General features: G+C 67.5%; 19 protein-coding genes. 7 read left to right on the plus strand and 12 right to left on the minus strand.

Annotated elements, in window-relative coordinates:
• Positions 1-36: 36 nt before the first annotated feature.
• Positions 37-1,731, minus strand: a complete 1,695-nt coding sequence (thsA, locus tag ACRYA2_RS08585) for a thermosome subunit alpha (protein WP_433627102.1) — start codon at positions 1,729-1,731, stop codon at positions 37-39.
• 251 nt (positions 1,732-1,982) lie between these two features.
• Between thsA and ACRYA2_RS08590 the strand changes: the two genes are divergently transcribed.
• A complete protein-coding gene (locus ACRYA2_RS08590) occupies positions 1,983-2,930 on the plus strand; it encodes an alpha/beta hydrolase (RefSeq protein WP_433626526.1) in 948 nt (315 codons plus the stop codon).
• Between the two features lie 75 nt (positions 2,931-3,005).
• Here ACRYA2_RS08590 and ACRYA2_RS08595 read toward each other — a convergent pair whose 3' ends face one another.
• Complete coding sequence (locus ACRYA2_RS08595; protein ID WP_433626529.1) at positions 3,006-3,554, minus strand: KH domain-containing protein; 549 nt, start codon at positions 3,552-3,554, stop codon at positions 3,006-3,008.
• Between the two features lie 155 nt (positions 3,555-3,709).
• Here ACRYA2_RS08595 and ACRYA2_RS08600 point away from each other — a divergent pair, with 155 nt between their 5' ends.
• Complete coding sequence (locus tag ACRYA2_RS08600) at positions 3,710-4,129, plus strand: iron-sulfur cluster assembly scaffold protein (protein WP_433626531.1); 420 nt, start codon at positions 3,710-3,712, stop codon at positions 4,127-4,129.
• A gap of 16 nt (positions 4,130-4,145) precedes the next feature.
• Here the strand turns inward: ACRYA2_RS08600 and ACRYA2_RS08605 are convergent, their stop codons facing one another.
• The 6 genes from ACRYA2_RS08605 to ACRYA2_RS08630 form a co-directional block, all read right to left on the minus strand.
• Positions 4,146-4,775 carry a helical membrane plugin domain-containing protein gene (locus ACRYA2_RS08605; RefSeq protein ID WP_433626534.1) on the minus strand — a complete coding sequence of 210 codons (630 nt, stop codon included), beginning with the start codon at positions 4,773-4,775 and terminating at the stop codon, positions 4,146-4,148.
• Between the two features lie 10 nt (positions 4,776-4,785).
• Positions 4,786-5,925, minus strand: a complete 1,140-nt coding sequence (locus ACRYA2_RS08610; RefSeq protein ID WP_433626537.1) for an NAD(P)/FAD-dependent oxidoreductase — start codon at positions 5,923-5,925, stop codon at positions 4,786-4,788.
• Positions 5,922-6,161 (minus strand): sulfurtransferase TusA family protein, encoded by a 240-nt coding sequence (locus ACRYA2_RS08615; RefSeq protein ID WP_433626540.1) that lies wholly within the window; start codon positions 6,159-6,161, stop codon positions 5,922-5,924. Before ACRYA2_RS08615 ends, ACRYA2_RS08610 begins: the two co-directional genes overlap by 4 nt.
• A gap of 207 nt (positions 6,162-6,368) precedes the next feature.
• Entirely contained in the window at positions 6,369-7,400 is a 1,032-nt protein-coding gene (radA, locus tag ACRYA2_RS08620) for a DNA repair and recombination protein RadA (protein ID WP_433626543.1), read from the minus strand.
• Positions 7,401-7,533: 133 nt separating this feature from the next.
• Positions 7,534-8,166 (minus strand): PspA-associated protein PspAB, encoded by a 633-nt coding sequence (pspAB, locus tag ACRYA2_RS08625; RefSeq protein ID WP_433626546.1) that lies wholly within the window; start codon positions 8,164-8,166, stop codon positions 7,534-7,536.
• 75 nt (positions 8,167-8,241) lie between these two features.
• Entirely contained in the window at positions 8,242-9,525 is a 1,284-nt protein-coding gene (locus tag ACRYA2_RS08630) for an adenosylhomocysteinase (protein WP_433626549.1), read from the minus strand.
• A gap of 231 nt (positions 9,526-9,756) precedes the next feature.
• On the opposite strand from ACRYA2_RS08630, the gene ACRYA2_RS08635 reads away from it, so the two are divergent.
• Complete coding sequence (locus ACRYA2_RS08635) at positions 9,757-10,785, plus strand: SPFH domain-containing protein (protein ID WP_433627104.1); 1,029 nt, start codon at positions 9,757-9,759, stop codon at positions 10,783-10,785.
• Positions 10,786-10,822: 37 nt separating this feature from the next.
• Here ACRYA2_RS08635 and ACRYA2_RS08640 read toward each other — a convergent pair whose 3' ends face one another.
• A complete protein-coding gene (locus ACRYA2_RS08640) occupies positions 10,823-11,263 on the minus strand; it encodes a DUF2267 domain-containing protein (RefSeq protein ID WP_433626552.1) in 441 nt (146 codons plus the stop codon).
• A gap of 124 nt (positions 11,264-11,387) precedes the next feature.
• Here ACRYA2_RS08640 and ACRYA2_RS08645 point away from each other — a divergent pair, with 124 nt between their 5' ends.
• From ACRYA2_RS08645 to ACRYA2_RS08655, 3 genes are all read left to right on the plus strand, one after another.
• Positions 11,388-12,038: an HVO_0476 family zinc finger protein gene (locus tag ACRYA2_RS08645; protein ID WP_433626555.1), complete on the plus strand. Its 651-nt coding sequence runs from the start codon at positions 11,388-11,390 to the stop codon at positions 12,036-12,038.
• A gap of 2 nt (positions 12,039-12,040) precedes the next feature.
• Positions 12,041-12,673 (plus strand): protein-L-isoaspartate(D-aspartate) O-methyltransferase, encoded by a 633-nt coding sequence (locus ACRYA2_RS08650; RefSeq protein WP_433627107.1) that lies wholly within the window; start codon positions 12,041-12,043, stop codon positions 12,671-12,673.
• A gap of 160 nt (positions 12,674-12,833) precedes the next feature.
• Positions 12,834-13,037 (plus strand): DUF7470 family protein, encoded by a 204-nt coding sequence (locus tag ACRYA2_RS08655; RefSeq protein ID WP_113274845.1) that lies wholly within the window; start codon positions 12,834-12,836, stop codon positions 13,035-13,037.
• Between the two features lie 12 nt (positions 13,038-13,049).
• Here the strand turns inward: ACRYA2_RS08655 and ACRYA2_RS08660 are convergent, their stop codons facing one another.
• From ACRYA2_RS08660 to ACRYA2_RS08670, 3 genes are all read right to left on the minus strand, one after another.
• Complete coding sequence (locus ACRYA2_RS08660; RefSeq protein ID WP_433626558.1) at positions 13,050-13,871, minus strand: endonuclease/exonuclease/phosphatase family protein; 822 nt, start codon at positions 13,869-13,871, stop codon at positions 13,050-13,052.
• A gap of 4 nt (positions 13,872-13,875) precedes the next feature.
• Positions 13,876-14,160, minus strand: a complete 285-nt coding sequence (locus ACRYA2_RS08665) for a hypothetical protein (protein WP_113274847.1) — start codon at positions 14,158-14,160, stop codon at positions 13,876-13,878.
• Between the two features lie 85 nt (positions 14,161-14,245).
• Positions 14,246-15,232 (minus strand): tyrosine--tRNA ligase, encoded by a 987-nt coding sequence (locus tag ACRYA2_RS08670; RefSeq protein WP_433626562.1) that lies wholly within the window; start codon positions 15,230-15,232, stop codon positions 14,246-14,248.
• A gap of 172 nt (positions 15,233-15,404) precedes the next feature.
• Here ACRYA2_RS08670 and ACRYA2_RS08675 point away from each other — a divergent pair, with 172 nt between their 5' ends.
• Positions 15,405-15,761, plus strand: a complete 357-nt coding sequence (locus ACRYA2_RS08675; RefSeq protein WP_433626564.1) for an Hsp20/alpha crystallin family protein — start codon at positions 15,405-15,407, stop codon at positions 15,759-15,761.
• Positions 15,762-15,765 lie beyond the last annotated feature (4 nt).

Raw genomic sequence — 15,765 nt, forward strand, 5'->3', positions numbered from 1 at the left:
CGGGGCCGAGCGATGAAATTCCTCCTACGCCGGAATTTACATCGCGCCGCCCATGCCACCCATACCGCCCATGCCGCCCATGCCGCCGCCCATACCGCCGGGGCCGCCGGCACCGGGGCCGCCGGGGCCGCCGCCCATGTCGTCGTCGTCCGAGTCGACCTGACCGCCTTTCAGGTCGCCGGCAGCGATGACGTCGTCGATGCGCAGCAGCATGACCGCGGCCTCGGTCGCGCTCTCGACGGCCTGGGTCTTCACGCGAAGCGGCTCCACGACGCCGTCGTCCTCCATGTCGACGATTTCACCGGTGTAGGCGTCGAGACCGGCGCGGTCGTCGCCGCCGTCGTGCTGGCTCCGCAGGTCGACCAGCGAGTCGATGGGGTCGAGACCGGCGTTCTCGGCGAGCGTGCGCGGGATGACCTCGAGGGTGTCCGCGAACGCTTCGACGGCCAGCTGCTCGCGGCCGCCGACGCTGTCGGCGTAGTCGCGGAGTGCGAGTGCGAGCTCCGTCTCGGGCGCGCCGCCGCCGGGCAGGACCTTGCCGTCCTCCAGCGTGACGCGCACGACGCCGAGCGAGTCCTCGATGGCGCGTTCGACCTCGTCGACGACGTGTTCGGTGCCGCCGCGGAGGATGAGGCTGACGGACTTGGCCTCCTCGACGTCCTCGACGAAGATGCGCTGGTCGCCGCCGACGTCCTTCTGGGCGACGGAGCCGGCGAAGCCGAGGTCGTCCTCCTCGATGTCGCTGACGTTGCTGACGAGGGTCGCACCGGTCGAACGGGCCAGCTTCTCCATGTCGTCGGACTTCGCGCGACGGACCGCGATGATGCCCTTCTCGGCGAGGAAGTGCTGGGCCATGTCGTCGATGCCGCCGTCCACGAAGACGGCGTCGGCACCGGCCTCGTCCAGCGCGTCGACCATCTCGCGGAGCTGCTCTTCTTCCTGGTCGAGGAACTGCTGGAGCTGGTCGGGGTCGGTGACGTTGACCTCGGCGTCGATTTCGGTCTCCTGAATCTCGAGCGCGTCGTCGAGGAGAGCGACGTTGGCGTCCTCGGCGAAGTACGGCATGTTGTCGTGGACGCGCTCCTTGTCGACGATGACGCCCTCGACGAGCTCGGACTCGTCGATGGTGCCGCCGACGACCTTCTCGACCTTGATGTTGTCCGTGTCGACGTCACCGTTGTCGGCGACGCTCTGGACGGCGCGGACGACGAGCTCCGAGAGGTGGCCCTTGGCGTTCTCCGCGCCCTTGCCGGTCATCGCCGTGGAGGCGATCTTCTCGAGCTGCTCGGTGTCCTCGGGCTGTACGTCGATGGCGGCGTCCTCGAGGACCTCCTTGGCCTTCTCCGCGGCCTGGCGGTACCCCTGCGCGAGCGTGGTCGCGTGGATGTCCTGTTCGAGGAGGTCCTCGGCCTTCTGGAGGAGCTCGCCAGCGACGACGACGGCGCTCGTGGTGCCGTCGCCGACCTCGTTCTCCTGGGTCTCGGCGACCTCGACGACCATGTTGGCCGCCGGATGCTCGATGTCCATCTCCTTGAGGATGGTCACGCCGTCGTTCGTGACGACGACGTCGCCCGTCGAGTCGACGAGCATCTTGTCCATTCCCTTCGGGCCGAGCGTGGTGCGCACGGACTCGGCGACCGCCTTTCCGGCGGTGATGTTCATCGACTGGGCGTCGCGTCCGGAGGTTCGCTGGCTGTCCTCCGAGAGCACGATCAGCGGCTGGTTACCCATTGGCTGCTGTGACATAGTCGTCTCAAGGATTGATTGTGATTCTATATAAAGCTTTTCTTGGACGTATGCGGACACGGAGCAAACCTGTGGAAGACCGTCTTGGCACAGAGTAACAGGGCGGGGTTTATACGCTGGTATCGCCGCCCGCCCCGTCTCGGAGGCCCCTCACTACCGTCCGAGACTCGCGGTCGCGGTCCGACTCGAGCGACCGGAGTTCAACCTTTTTCGGGCTCACTCGCGTCCTCCCATTCATGGCAGACCAACCGAGCGAGGACGTGCGAGCCGTTCTCGCCGCGATGGAGTCGATGGACTTGCCGGACGTCAGCGACCTCGACCCCGAGGAGGCACGAGAGCTGATGTCGGAGGCGTTCACGACCGAGGAGCCCGTCGAGGCGGTCGGCGCTGTCGAGGACCGTACGATACCCGGGCCGGCCGGCGAGATTCCGGTGCGCATCTACACGCCCGAGGGCGACGGTCCTCACCCCGTCGTCGTCTTCTTCCACGGCGGCGGGTTCGTCCTCGGCGACCTCGACGGCCACGACGCGCCCTGCCGCATCCTCACGAACGCCGTCGACGCCGTCGTCGTGTCCGTCGACTACCGTCTCGCGCCCGAACATCCGTTCCCCGCACCCGTCGAGGACGCGTACGCCGCGACCGAGTGGGTCGCCGAGCACGCAGCCGAGGTCGACGGCGATTCCGACAGCCTCGCCGTCGCCGGGGACTCCGCGGGCGGAACGCTCGCCACAGTCGTCGCGCTCGCCGCCCGCGACCGCGACAGCCCGGACCTGGCCTACCAGGCGCTCCTGTACCCCGCCGTCGACTTCCGCGGCGACGACTACCCCTCGCGAGCGGAGAACGCCGAAGGCTACTTTCTCACCGCCGACGAGATGGCGTACTTCAGCGACCACTACGTTCCCTCGTGGGTGCACACGGCCAACCCCTACCTCGGTCCCATTGAGGCCGAGAGCCATGCCGACCTCCCGCCCGCCACGGTCGTCACCTGCGGTTTCGACCCGCTCCGCGACGAGGGCCGCGCGTACGCCGACGCCCTCGACGCCGACGGCACTCCCGTCACTCGCAGGCACTACGACGACCTCATTCACGGCGTCGTCAACATGGTCGAGGAGCCGATGGACGTCGCCGGCGGTCACGAAGTCCTCGACGACGTCGCCGGCGACCTCCGCGACGCCCTGCACTGATTCGCCGGGAGTCGCCGTCTACCGGAGACTTCGCAGAAGGCCGGGTGGAAAAAGGAGTCGTGGCCGGTGCGACCGTCAGCCGGGGAACTGGTGGAACTCCATCCCCTGGCGTTTCATCTCGTTGCGCTTGCGTTCGAGGAACGAGTACACCGCGCCGTGGGGCGCACCGTCGAGTATCATCTCGGCGGCGCTCCGGACTGCGTCGACCTGCTTGGGGTTGCCGATGACGCCGAGCGTCGTGCCGTAGATGACGACGTCCGCGCCGGTCAGTTCCTCCATCAGTTCGCGAGTACGACCGTTCTCGCCGATGAGCCGCCCCTTGTGACGCTGGAGGTCGTTCTTGTTCCGGGCGACAGCGTCGATGTCGACGACGTCGAACATCATCATCTCGTCCTCCAGGAGGGTGAGCGCCACGTCGGGCGCGAATCCGCGCCCGATGGCTTTCACTATCTCGGGCGCTTTCAGCCCGCGAACCGGGTCCCCGGTCTGGTCGATTCGAACCGAACCGTCGTCGGAGTCGATGTCGAGGCGCACCTCCGCCTGGCTCTCGATCTTTCGCATCGTCTCACCACCCTCCCCGATGAGAACGCCAATACGGTCCTGCGGAATCGTCACGTGTTTCATGCGACGACCTAAAACCCACGGCGGTTTAAGCGCTTCCCCCTCCGTCGTTCACCGCGCACGCCGCCCCAGCGGCGTTTCGCGTTTGCAGACGACGCCGGCGCTCGACCCGAACCGTCGGAATCCTTTTACGCCGCACACGCCTATCCGCAGACAGTATGAGCATGGGTTCGGACATGTATCGGCAGCAGATTCTCGACCACTACAAGAATCCGCGAAACTACGGAGAACTGGACGAACCGACCTTCTCCCACCTCGGTCACAATCCCTCCTGTGGCGACGAACTGGAGTTCGACGTGACCCTCGCGGACGACGACGAGACCATCGAACGCGTCGCGTTCCGCGGCGACGGTTGCGCCATCAGCCAGGCCAGCGCCAGCATGCTCTCCGAGCGACTCCCCGGAAAGACCCTGGGGGAGGTCGAGGAGATGGACCGCGACGACGTCATCGACATGCTCGGCGTCGACATCAGCCCGATGCGGATAAAGTGCGCCGTGCTCGCCGAGAAGATCGTCCAGGACGGCGCGGAGATCTACGAGGGCGAGAAGGACCTCGACCAGACGACGACCGAGGACTGACGCTCTCTCTCCTCTCTTATTTTTCCTGCGCGCCCGCGCTCTCCCCGAGACTTCGGACCATCGCGAGGACGACGCCGAGCCCCCGCTTCACCTCCGGGTCGCCCATCGCGCGAACGAGACCGGCGGGGCCGACGGGTTCCGGCGGGTCGTCGCGCCGGCCGACCTCGCCGACCGCGTCGAGCAGCGTCTCCGCCCCCCGGGCCGTCTCCGGTTCACCGGCCGCGTCCGCGACCTCGCCCAGTCGACCGCCGGTCCGGGCGAGCGACGCAACCATCTCGTCGTCCAGTGCACCGGAGAGCAGCGGGAGCACGTCCGCCACCGCGGCGAGTTCGTCGAGTGCGCCGGACCGCTCGAGTTCTACGACGGTCTCCAGCGCGCTCGCGAGGTCGTCGCCGTTCTCGCCGACGGCCGCGGATAGTTGCGCTGTCTCGCGGGTCGCGAGCCCGTCGGCGGCTTCCGCGAGCGACGCCGACGTGGCGGCGACGCCGCTGACCATCTCGTCGTCGGCCGCGGCGACGGCGAGTTCGGTCGCGTCCAGCAGTTCGTTCACGAGGTCGAGCCGACGGACGAAGTCGGCGACCGCCTCGGGGTTCTCCGCGACCGCGTCCTCGAGCGTCTTGGGGGTCTCGCCCGTGGGTTCCGACATCGAAACCACCTCAGAGTATCCCCTTGGCTGTCAGCCAGTACGACTCGTTGTACGAGAGCTTGGCCCAGTGGATGAACCGCGACGGGTCGGGCAGGGCGGGCTGTTCGCCGTACGAGAACTCGACGAAGGTCGCCTCGTCCATCCCCGTCTCGATGAAACAGACGGTCTTGCCGTCGTAGCGCGCGGTCGGCGTCCGTCCGCGCACCCGGCTGGCGAGGCGGTCCGCGACCACGCCGGCCTCGAAGTGAGCGACGCTCCCGGCCTTGCTCGTCGGCACCTCGGCCGCGTCGCCGATGACGTACACGTCCTCGGCGCTCGCCGCTTCCAGCGTCTCGTTGTCAACGTCCACCCACCCGTCCTCGGTCAGTCCGGCGTCGACGGCGAGGTCGTCCGCGCGGTGGGGCGGGATGGCGACCAGCAGGTCGTACGACAGTTCCGTTCCCTCGACCGTCGAGACGACCCGCTCCTCGGGGTCGACTTCGGTCGCGTTGAAGAACGTCTCTATCGCGATGTCGCGCTCCTCCAGCCGCGGCGTCGCCCAGTCGGCGATGGCTTCGAGGCCGTGCGCCCGTCCGATGGGGTACGTGTAGGTGATGTCGACGTCCGCCCGGCGGCCCCGCTCGCGCAACCAGTCGTCGACCATGAACACGAACTCCAGCGGCGCGGCGGGGCACATGTGCGGCGTTCCGACGACGCTGAGGACGAGGTGTCCCTCCTCGAAGTCGGCCAGTTCGTCCCGCAGCGCCTCGGCACCCTCGGCACCGTAGAAGTGGTGTCCGCCCTCCTTCAGTCCCGGTGTCTCCTCGGGCACGACCTTCGCGCCGGTCGCGAGCACGAGGTGGTCGTACGGGAGCACCTTGCCGTCGGCCCGTTCGACGTGCTTCTCGTCGGTGTCGACGTCGACGACGCGGTCGACCTTCAGGTCGACGCGGTCGTCGAGCAGTTCGTCCACCGGTCGGCGGGCCTGCTCCGGTTCGCGCTTGCCGAACGCGACGTAGAGGAACAGCGGTTTGTACGTGTGTTTCGGGTCGTCGGTGACGAGCGTCACCGTCACGTCGTCCGACGCTATCTCCGGGTCCAGCTTCTCGGCGAGACGGTTGGCGACGATGGTGCCGCCGGTTCCACCCCCGACGACCACGATGCGGGTCATGCTTTCCTCACGTAGATGCTCCAGTAGTCGCCGCGGTCGACGACGTCGAGCAGTTCGTGGTTCGCCGTCTCGGTCCACTCCGGCACGTCCGTCGTCGAACCCTCCTCCTCCGTCTGTAGTTCGAGCACCGTACCGGGGTCGACGGACTTCACCTTGCCGATGAGGTCCATCATCGGTCCGGGGCAGGTCGCCCCGCGGGAGTCTATCGTTACGTCGGCAGTCACGTTGTCGCTCATCGTACTTCCCTCGGTCGAACGTTCGGCACCGACGCCCATAGTATTGTGTGCGAATTCCAAATTCATGAGAATCGTACGACGCCGCGGCGGGGACCGCGCGCCGCTCGTCGTGGTCGTCTCGTCGATAGAATTAGTGAGAAACTGCTCGCGCCCCTCGGTCACCGTCGGGGGTTTCCGTCGAAATCGTCGTCCGCCGGACGAGGGCGCTTACTCTGGCTTCAGCCCTTCGTCCTGGACGCGCATGACCGCCTCGCCGTCGGCGAGGTTCGGTGCGTCCACGAGGCGGACGATACGCTTGTCGCCCTTGGACTTCCTGAGGTACATCCGGAAGGTGGACTTGTGCCCGAGGATGTTCCCGCCGATGGGTTGCGTCGGGTCGCCGAAGAACGAGTCGGGATTCGAAGCGACCTGGTTCGTGACGACGACGGCGGCGTTGTACAGGTTGCCGACCTTGTCGAGGTCGTGGAGGTGGCGGTTGAGCTTCTGCTGACGCTCGGCGAGTTCGCCACGGCCGACGTACTCGGCGCGGAAGTGAGCGGTGAGGCTGTCCACGCAGAGCAGTCGGATGGGCCACTCGCTCTCCTCGTGTTCGTTGGCGAGTTCCTGGGCCTTCTCGGCCAGCAGCATCTGGTGGTTGGAGTTGAACGCCTTCGCGACGTGAATCTTGTCGAGGAAGTCCTGGACGAGTTCCTCCATCGCCTCGTCGTCGTCCGGGCTGCCCTCGATTTCTCGGTCGTCCATCGCGGCCTGGAGCGCCTCGTTGGGGAGTCCCCGGACCATGTCGTCGATGCGCTCGGGGCGGAACGTGTCCTCGCTGTCGATGAACATCGCGCTACCGCCGAGGCCGCCCTGCTCGGGCGGAAGCTGGACGTTCACGACGAGCTGGTGGGTGACCTGGGACTTGCCGGCCCCGAACTCGCCGTACACCTCGGTGATGGACTGGGTCTCGACGCCGCCGCCGAGCATCTCGTCCACCTCGTCGATCTTCCACTTGAGCTTCCCGATGCGCTCGCGGCGTTCGAGCACCTGCGAGCCGGTCTCGAAACCGCCGATGTCGGCCTGCTCTCGCGCACCCTGGATGATGTCGGAGGCGGTGCTGTCGCCGACGTCCGCGGTGTTGCTGAGTTCGCCCGGGCTCGCGACTGCGAGGCTCTGGAAGGACTCGAATCCTGCGTCTCGGAGTTTCTCGGCCGTCGCCGGGCCGACGCCCGGCAGTTCTTCGAGGTCTACGTCTGCCATCGTATCCCCACCTTGTGCCCTCCGTCATATAAACCTCCGTTAACACCAATGTGAAAGTGAAACTGCCAGACGAAACGGGGGCGGTCTGAACGAGATGGCAAACTTTAGAGGGGAAGAGCGTCGATAGTGCGAACTACTCCCACGGATGGGTGCCGGCGCGGTCGGGCCAAAGCGGGTACCAGTACTCCTTGTCCTGCTCCAGTTCGAGTTCGCCGTCCAGATTGCTCTCCAGTTTGAACTCCGCCGCCTCGTCGCGTTCGTTGCCGGATTGAGGGGCGAAGGGGTAGTACGCGCCGCGACGGAACGAGTAAATCCAGTAGACGTAGTCGCCGTCCTTTCGACGACCCTTCGAACCGCCGCGCTTCCGGAACGCGAACAGCACCGCGAGCAGGCGCGAGCCGTACCCCTCCTCGACGAAGGTGTCGGCGGCGAAGTGGAGGCTGGTGACGAGGTCCTCGAAGTCGTCGTCCTCCAGCACGACCCACGAGTAGCCGTGGCTGTCCTGGTGGGTGTGGGTTTTCGTCCCCGTCTCCTCCTCGCCCGCTTCGAGGATGGCGTGGACCTCCTCGACCGCGTCCTGGAAGCCCGTGCTGTCGACTTCGGAGAAACAGAGCGCGGCCTCCCCGACCGGTTCGTAGCCCAGGTCGGCCTCCATCGTCACGTACGCGGTACTCATCCCGAACAGGTCCTCGGGGTCGGCGTCCCGTCCCGCGTCGGCCTCGGCGCGCATCCCGAGCACCTCGCGGAGTCCGTCGAGCAGTCCCATGGCCGGGTGTACGCACGCCGCGACAAAAAAGGGGGACGGAGAACCGCCTCGCTCAGGCGACTCGCCGGGGCGTCTTCACGTCCCGTGCTGCCAGCTGTCCATGTACTCGGCCTGCTCGTCGGTCAGTTCGTCGAACTCGACGCCCTCGGCGTCCAGCTTTATCTCGGCTATCTCGCGGTCGAGGTCGTCGGGCACGTCGTGGACGCCCGCGTCGTACGCCTCGCCGTTCTCGACCATCTCGCGGACGCAGGCGGCCTGCACGCCGAAGCTCTGGTCCATCACCTCGACGGGGTGGCCGAGTGCGACGGGTGCGGCGAGATTGACGAGCCGACCCTCTGCGATGACGTTGAGCCGCCGTCCGTCCTCCATCTCGTACTCGCGAACGCCCTCCCGGGCCTCGCGCTCGGCGACGGCGAGGTCCGAGAGCTGGTCGAGGTTGACCTCCACGTCGAAGTGGCCGGCGTTGGCGAGCAGGACGCCGTCGTCCATCTTCTCGAAGTGCTCGCGTGTGATGACGTCGCGGTTGCCGGTCGTCGTGAGGAACACGTCGCCCTCCTCGGCCGCCTCGGCCATCGGCTTGACGTCGTAGCCCTCCATGTGGGCTTCGAGCGCGCGCCGAGGTTCGACCTCGGTGACGACGACGTTGGCGTTCTGGCCGGCCGCCTTCTTGGCGACGCCCTTGCCGCAGTAGCCGTAGCCCGCGACGACGACGGTCTTGCCGGCCCACGAGAGGTTCGTCGTCATGGCGATGGACGCCAGCGAGGACTCGCCCGTGCCGTGGACGTTGTCGAACAGGCGCTTCATCGGCGTGTCGTTGACGGCGAAGACGGGGTACTCCAGCGCGCCGTCCTCGTCCATGGCGCGCAGGCGGTGGACGCCCGTCGTCGTCTCCTCGCAGCCGCCGACGATGGAGTCGATGAGTTCGGGGTAGTCCTCATGGATGGCGGCGACGAGGTCCATGCCGTCGTCGACGGTGACGGTCGGTTCGAGGTCGATGACCGCCTCGATGGCGGCGTAGTACTCCTCCTCGTCCACGCCGCGCTTAGCGTAGGAGGTGATGTTCGGGTGTTCGTCCAGCGCGGCGCTCACGTCGTCGTGCGTCGAGAGCGGGTTGCAGCCGGTGACCGCCACTTCCGCCCCGCCGTCCGCGAGCGTCTCGACGAGCACGGCCGTCTTCGCCTCGACGTGCATCGCCATCCCGATGCGCTGGCCGTCGAGGGGCTGGTCGTCCTCGAACTCCTCGCCGACGGCGGTCAGTATCGGCATGTGCTCGCGCGCCCAGTCCATCTTCCGGTGGCCCTCGGTGCGAGCGCTCTCCGCGTCGTCGAGTTGCTCGCTGATGGGCGGATACTCCGTCATACCTCCGCGATGGACGACCGCGCCCAAAACCCTACCGAAGTCGGTCATCGACCGAGGTTCCGCCGGAACGCGGAAAACGTTAAGCAACTGGTGAATCTTGGTACGAGCATGGAGCATCCCTTCTACGTCCTGGGCAAGCTCTCCCGGGGCGTGAGCGCGGGGAAGGCCCTCCTCGCCCTGACGCTGGCGGTCCTCTTCGTCCTCGCCCTCCCGTTCCTCGACGCCGTGACGATGGCAGGCCTGCTCGCGCTCGCGGTCGTCGCCGCGGCGGTGAACAGCGCGGTCGAGATCGTCGACGCGACGGAGAAGCGCGCGCTGACGGTGTTCGGCGAGTACCGGAAACTTCTCGGCCCCGGGCTCCACTTCGTCCCGCCGTTCGTCAGCCGCACGCACACCTTCGACATGCGAACACGGATGCTGGACGTGCCGCGCCAGGAGGCCATCACGCGCGACAACTCGCCGGTCACCGCCGACGCCGTCCTCTACGTCCGGGTGATGGACGCGAAGAAGGCGTATCTCGAGGTCGAGGACCACGAGCGCGCCGTCGCCAACCTCGGCCAGACGACGCTGCGCGCCGTCATCGGCGACATGGACCTGGACGCGACGCTGAGCCGCCGCGAGGAGATAAACGCCCGCATCCGCGAGGAGATAGACCGGCCGACCGACGACTGGGGCGTCCGCGTCGAGAGCGTCGAGGTCCAGGAGGTGATGCCCAGCGCGGGCGTCGTCGACGCGATGGAGGAACAGACCTCCGCCGAGCGCCGACGCCGCGCGATGATCCTGGAAGCGCAGGGCGAACGCCGCAGTGCGGTCGAGCGCGCCGAGGGAGAGAAGCAGTCCAACATCATCCGCGCGCAGGGCGAGAAGCAGAGCCAGATCCTGGAGGCGCAGGGCGACGCGGTGTCGACCGTGCTTCGGGCGAAGTCCGCCGAGTCGATGGGCGAGCGCGCAGTCATCGACAAGGGGATGGAGACGCTGGAGTCCATCGGTCAGGGCGAGTCGACGACGTTCGTCCTCCCCCAGGAACTGTCCTCGATGCTCGGCCGCTACGGCAAACACCTCACGGGCAGCGACGTCGCGACGGACGGTGCCAGACTCGACAGTCTGGAGTTCGACGAGGAGACCGGCAAGCTGCTCGGCCTCGACGACATCGAGGCGACGCTGGCGGAGATGGACGAGGGCGGTGCCGTGCTCTCGGAACTGGAGGACATCGAGGGCGGGGCGTCGGACCGCGAACTCGAATTCGACGAGTCGGAGTGACTCCGTCGGCCGACCGCACGACGCGGTCGGACCGCGCTCAGCCCCGTTCGCCGAGCCTGTCGCGCCAGCCCGGACCCCAGACCGCTTCGGGGTCGACGCCCTCGAACAGCCGTTCGTAGTCGGTCGTGAGGTGCGACAGCACGTCGTCGCTCTTCCGCGACGTAACGGCGTCCAGCAGGACGGCCACGACGGCCTGGGCGTGGCGGCGCGCCGTCTCGCGCTCGGCGACGTCGGTGACCATCTCGCGTTCGAGGACGCGCGCGACGAACTCGTCGAAGCCGAACGACGTCGAGCCGTCGGCGGCGGTGAGGTACTCGCCGATCTCGTGGGGTAGCTGCTCGGCGAGGTTCCGCGCCGTCTCGTCCGGGATGCGCTCGCTCAGCGTGACCAGCGTCGCGCCGATGGCGTCGTCCGCTTCCTCGGCCGTCGACAGGTCGGTGCGCTCTTCGACCCCGCGCACGAACGTCTGGTACTCCATGGCCGACGGTGAGAACGACGGCCAGCACCTTAACCGGGACGGCACACGCGGTTCCGATTCCGGGTCGTTCGACTCCGAGGGGAGACTCCACGAACTTTTACGCGCTCGGCGTTTATTCCCGCGCATGACCGAAACCACCGAACGCGTCGCGGCGGCCTGTCCCTCCTGTTCGCCCGACGTCGAGACCGTCCACGAAGTGCTCAAACCCGGCGGCCAGACGACGGTTCGATGCACGGAGTGCGGCCACGTCCACAAGACGCGAATCGAGGAGCCCGAAACGACGGACACCGGCGTCGTCGTCTCTCAGGACGGCGAATCGTTCTCCGCGAGGGAAGAGGTGCCCGTCGGCGAGGAACTCGCGGTCGGTGAGGAGTTCGTCCTGGAGACGGAGGAGGCCATCATGGTCGTCCGCATCACCAGCCTCGAACTCGACGGCGACCGGCGCGTGGAGGAGGCGACCGCCGAGGACGTCGAGACCATCTGGACCCGCGCGGTCGACAACGTCACCGTGAAGGTCACGCTCCACCCGAAGGAGGGGAGCTACGACGACTCCCGCTCGATCAAGGTCGACGTGCCCGGCGACTACGAGTTCGTCGTCGGCGAGACCGCGGAACTGGGCGACGAGGAGTTCGCCGTCGACGGCATCCTCGTCGCGGACGACGCCGTGGGGTACGACATCGACAAGCTGGACCGCGACGGCGACGACCTCGTCGCCAAGGACGTGAAACGAGTGTACGGCACCGACAAGAGTTCCTCCGCCTGGTCGGCGTGGTGACGGTGTCGGACTTCGAGCAACGCCGCCGCGACCTCGTCGACGCCCTCGCGCGCCAGGGCCGGGTCGAGCGCGAGTCCACGCGCGCCGCGCTCGAAGCCGTCCCGCGCCACGAGTTCGTGCCCGAGAGCAGCCGCGAGGACGCGTACGTCGACCGCCCGCTCCCAATCGGCGAGGGCCAGACCATTAGCGCGCCGCACATGGTCGCGGCGATGGTCGACCTGCTCGCGCTGGAGTCCGGCGACCGGGTGCTCGAAATCGGAACCGGGTGTGGCTACCACGCCGCCGTCACCGCCGAGGTCGTCGGCGCGGAGAACGTCTACAGCGTCGAGTACCACGACCGACTCGCCGAGCAGGCCCGGCGACGATTCGAGCGACTGGGCTACGGCGACGTGTCCGTTCGCGTCGGCGACGGGCACGACGGCTGGCCCGAGCACGCGCCGTACGACGCCGCCTACCTCACCTGCGCCGCCTCGGAGTTGCCGACCGCCGTGGTCGAGCAGGTCCGCCCGGGCGGCCGACTGCTCGCCCCCGTCGGCGACGCGACGCAGCGACTCGTGCTCGCCCGCCGGCGCGCCGACGGCAGCCTCGACCGCGAGGAGCACGGCCGCGTGCGCTTCGTGACGATGCAAGAGTAGCCGCTGTTCGAGCGTCGGAGCCGGGAGTCGGCCAGGGGAGTCGACGGGGAGAATCGACCGGGGGGACACAGTTGGAAGGCTCGATTCGTGGGGGAGCGTCCCGGGGGCGGACCGGCGGCCAAGTGGCAGCTTTAAGTCTCACCCGTCCCGAAACCGGGGCATGTTCGACAAACTCGGCGCGAAAGGGCTGGTCGGTCTGCTCGCGCTCGTCGCCGGTATCGCCGTCATCGCACTGGAAAGTCTCCTCATCGCGGCCGGTATCGCCCTCGTGGTCGCCGGCGTCGTGCTGGTCGCGTGGGGTCTCGTCTCGGGCCTGATGGAGAGCTTCGGCATGGGCGCGATGATGGGCGGCGGCTTCGAGTAGCGCCGTTCGCGTTCACCTCCCGTCCAGTTCGGGGAGCGAGATGTCCGCGACGACCGGGAGGTGGTCGGAGGCGTATCGCCCGTTCGCGTAGGCGTCGCTCTGGACTCCGTGGAGGACGACCTCCACGTCGCTGGTGACGAAGATGTGGTCTATCTTCTTGTCGGGAATCAGGTTGCGGAAGTCCGTCATCGACGTTTCCGGTCCGTGGTGGCCGTGCTTCGAGAAGCGGTGGGTGTCGCGCAGGGTGCGGCCCGGACTCGCCTTGGTCCGACTGGTCAACCGCTCGTACGGCGGCGACCCCGCCCGGCAGTTGAAGTCGCCGGTGACGACGACCGGGTCGTCGGGGACCAGTCCGTCAATGCGCTGCAACAGCAGTTTCGCGCCGTTCAGTCGCGACTCCTCGCCCGCGTGGTCGAAGTGCGTGTTGAAGTGGTAGAAGGTCACGTCGGTGCGCTGCTCGCGGAGTTCGACGTAGTGGACGAGTCGCGGCAGGTCGGCGTCCCACCCGACGCTCCCCGGTTCGTCGGGGGTTTCGGACAGCCAGAACGTGTCCTCGCTTTCCAGATTGAACCGGTCGCGGTCGTAGCCGATGGCGGCGTACTCCCCGGCGCTCTCGACGTTCTCGCGCCCGGCGGGGAGCCACTCGTACGTGGGTAGCTGCCCGCTCAGATCTCGTAGCTGGGCGTGCAGCGCCTCCTGGAGTCCCACCACGTCGGGCCTGTGGAACCGAATCGAGCTCGCCACCCGGTCCCGTCGCTCGCGCCACACGTCGTCGCCGTCGTTGGGGTTGTCGTACCTGACGTTGTACGACATCACGCGGAGTTCGACCGCCATGAGGCTACGAATATACTTCGCCGGCGATTCTCCCCCCGTGTTCGTCGACCAGCGTCCCGATCTCGGCGATGTCGTCGGGCGAGATGTTCGGGTTTCCGGTCGAACACCCCCGGATGAGCGTGAGCCACCCCGTCAGGTATCCCCGCACCCACATCCCGCCGTTGTCGGTGAGGGTGTTCTTGTCCTCGATTATCTCCTCGGTCCCGAACCCCTCCCGCAGTTCGTTGGCTATGCTTGCCGAGTGGTGAGCGAGCGTGTCCTCCAGGAACTTTCGCTCGTGGTCCTTCATACTCCATCCGACCACGGCGGCTCCAATGCCGTTACCGGCCGCCACCGACCATCGCGCCTGAACGAAGTGTGGTGGCCCTCGGCGGTCAGTCCTCGGCTTCGAGTTCGGCGAGCTTCCGCCGTCCGGGTTCGATGAGCTCGTCGAGGTACGTCGCCAGCGCCCCCTTCGCGTCCGCGGGGTGGAGTTCGCCGCTCTCGAGGTCGTCGGCCAGCGACTCGTAGTCGTCGTACTCCAGGTTACCGCCGTACTGCTCGGGGCGCTCGACGACGACCGTCTCGAAGCGCGGGAAGACGTGGTACTGGAAGATTTCGAGGACGGGGTTCTCCTTGTCACCCTCGGGGTCGCGGGTCGGCGGGCAGAACGCCGACTCGACCTTCTCTTCTATCTCCTCGGTGCCGTCCTCCATCGAGATGGTGACGCCGGCGCTGGAGGACATCTTTCCCTCTCCGGTCGTCAGGTCCGCGATGATGGGCGTGTGGATGCAGGGCCGGGCGTCGTAGCCCAGCGACGGCAGTTCCTCGCGCATCAGCATGTGGACCTTCCGCTGGTCGAGACCGCCGATGGCGAGGTCGAGGTCGAGGTACTCGATGTCCAGCGCCTGCATCAGGGGGTAGACGACGTGGGAGACCTTCGCCGTCTCGCCGCTCTGTATCTCGGCCATCGCGCGCTGGGCGCGGTTGAGCGTCGTCTCCAGTTCGAGTTCGTGGAGGTCGAGCGCGTAGTCGTCGTCGAGCTGGTAGTCCGACCCGAGCACGAACTCCGTCCTGTCCTCGTCGAGTCCGTACGCGAGGAACTGCTCTTTCATCCGCTCGGCCGTCTCCCGGATCTCCTCGAACGTCCCCTTGTCGTTGAGGTAGGCGTGCACGTCCGCGAGCAGGACGACCACCTCGAAGCCGGCCTCCTGGAGGTCGATGAGCTTGTTCGCGGCGAGCATGTGCCCGATGTGGAGCACGCCGGAGGGCTCGTAACCGACGTAGGCCCGCCGTCCTTCGGGCGACTCGGCGAGTTCCTGCACTTCCTCCTCGGTCACCAGTTCCTCAGCGTTCCGAGCGATTAACTCGTAGGCGTCCATGCGGAGAAACAGACCCCTCTCGGGCTTTAGGGTTACGTCATGCTCGCCCGTCGGCGTTCGTGGACGGCGCGTCGACGCGGCCGTGGGCCGCGACGCCGTGCGGCGACTCGCTCGTCGGCCCGGCGAACGCGCGACCGTACCCTTTTTCGCCCCTCGACCCAAACCCTCGGGTATGTCAGCGCTGCGTGACGCGATGCGAGAGCTTCCGGACACCGTCTTCGCCGACCTGCTGGAGAGCGACGACGCCTACCTCCTCGCGATAGACATGCCGGGCGTGACCGAGGAGACGGTGGACATCGACGTCGACGATGGCCGCCTCCTCGTGGAAGCGCGGCGCGAGAAGGACGTTCCCACGGAGTTCGACTACCTCCGCGAGGACCGGTCGCTGTTCCTCGACGCCGAACTTCCGCTGCCGCCGGACGCGACCGGTTCCGGCGGGGAGGCCACCATCGACCGCGGCGTGCTCGAAATCACCCTGCCGAAGCGCTCGGCCGCACCCGAGCAGTCCATTCCGGTCCAGCGTCGGTAATCGC

The sequence above is a fragment of the Halomicrococcus pelagicus genome, from assembly GCF_050954125.1.